Raw genomic sequence first — 1,898 nt, 5'->3', positions numbered from 1 at the left:
GCCGCGAGTTTACGGCGCGGCACGCCAGCATATTCTTGCAACTTGTATGCACAATCCAGCGCCGGGGCGTCGAACGAGGTTGTGAGTTTTGTGCCGATGCCGAAACCATCAATTGGCGCTTCGGCCTTGGCCATGGCCATAAGATCAACCTCGTCGAGTCCGCCGCTAGCAAATATGGTGACCTCACAAAGACCGCCCTCATCCAGAATTCGACGTACGCTCTTCGAGAGCTTTATCATGTCGCCGCTGTCGATACGTACACCGCGTATACTGATGCCTGCTGACTTAAGGTGAGGTGCGAGTTCCACAACCTTTCGGGCGCCCCCCTCCGTATCGTAAGTATCTATAAGGAAGACCACATCTTCAGGTCGTGCATGGGCAAATCGGTCGAAAGCAGTTGCCTCGTTATCATGAGCTTCGATGAATGAGTGCGCCATGGTGCCGAAAACGGGAATACCGAACAGCTTGGCAGCGAGCTCTGTGGCGGTACCGCTGAAGCCAGCGATATAGCTTGCGCGGGCGGCCAACAGCCCCGCTTCTGCGCCGTGCGCTCGCCTGAGGCCAAAATCCACTAGCAGCTTTTCGGGCGCGGCGAGAACTATGCGCGCCGCCTTTGAGGCGATTAGTGACTGGAAATGCATAATATTGATTAGACGCGTCTCGACGAGTTGTGCTTCAGGAAGAGGGGCGGTGACTCGCAATATCGGCTCGTTGGCGAAAAAAGCCGTGCCTTCCGGTATTGCGTGCACATCACCTGTGAACTGCAGATCAGCGAGATAGTCGATGGTTCGTTGGCTGAACCGACCGGTGCCTTTCAACCAATCGATATCGGCCGCGGAGAAATGCAGGTCCTCGAGGAACTGAAGCGCCTGCTCAAGGCCTGCCGCCATCAAGAATCCGCGTCGCTCAGGAAGTTTGCGCACGAAGAACTCGAACACGGCCGTCTGCGTCTCCCCGTGAGTAAGGTACGCCTCGATCATATTGAGCTGGTAAAGATCAGTGAGCAGCGGGTTTGAACCCGGTTCCGGCCGCAATCGTTTTGACATTCTCTAAAGATACGCGCTCTTGAGGTGCGATCGTAGTTGATACCGAAGCACAACGCACGAAGAGATCCGCCACAAACCCCCTGCCCCTGAACGCAGACCTTGGCATCGATTCTGATACCGCTGACACTATTCTAATATGAGGATACTTACATCCTTACGGCCGATCTCATATTCGGCGGCAGCATGCGACCGAACAACCCCGGCCGATTCCAAACTCAATGAAAATAGGTCGACAGCAATGCAAGGCCGACGAAGCCTAGCGCCAATGCCGTGGTCGAAATCCATCGCGGCAGCCTCAAGGACGCATCTCCTTCCGGCACGACGTCCTCAATCGTTGTGACTACAAGAACACCGACGATTACCATCAGCGCCGCGTTTTGAGCTGTCGGGTTCGCATCTCTGAGCAGCCAGTAGCCGAGCCCGCAGCTCAGCACAGCCGGAATGACTAGCAACGCAGCCGCCGTCATGCGCTGCTTTCTGGACACACCGTGTTGACGCAGACTTGCCGTCGCCGCAAACCCCCCAGGGATATTGGCCACAGACTGACTTACGGCAATAAGAAACCCAAGACTACTCGCGACCGCAGCACCCACACCCGTCATCAATCCATCGCTCGACAAGTCCGCCACGACGGCAACACACAACATCCAGGCCCGCCCCTGACCAGCCCCTTTTACCTTTCGCGCCAAGAGCGCGAGAGCCAGGGCAATCGCAGCACCAATCAAGAACGCGGCAGCTACGACCCATTTGGGGGTGGCCGGAAGAATGCGCGGCATCAGTTCGATGCTGACCACAGCAATCGCAACCCCGGCCGCGGCGTGAAGCCCCGCACCTACGATCCATTTTGGCGTC

Annotated in this window: 2 protein-coding genes; both read right to left on the bottom strand. The window is 57.0% G+C overall.

Annotated features, from left to right (window positions below):
* Positions 1–1,046: nicotinate phosphoribosyltransferase (locus tag AC33YF_RS13805; protein ID WP_491777791.1), on the bottom strand; the 1,046-nt coding region annotated here is incomplete at its 3' end.
* Between the two features lie 215 nt (positions 1,047–1,261).
* On the bottom strand, positions 1,262–1,898 hold a 637-nt coding region (locus AC33YF_RS13800; RefSeq protein ID WP_491777790.1), incomplete at its 5' end, for a ZIP family metal transporter.

It is taken from the genome of Methyloceanibacter sp., assembly GCF_058506495.1.
This window is presented reverse-complemented; position numbering and strand designations above follow the sequence as displayed.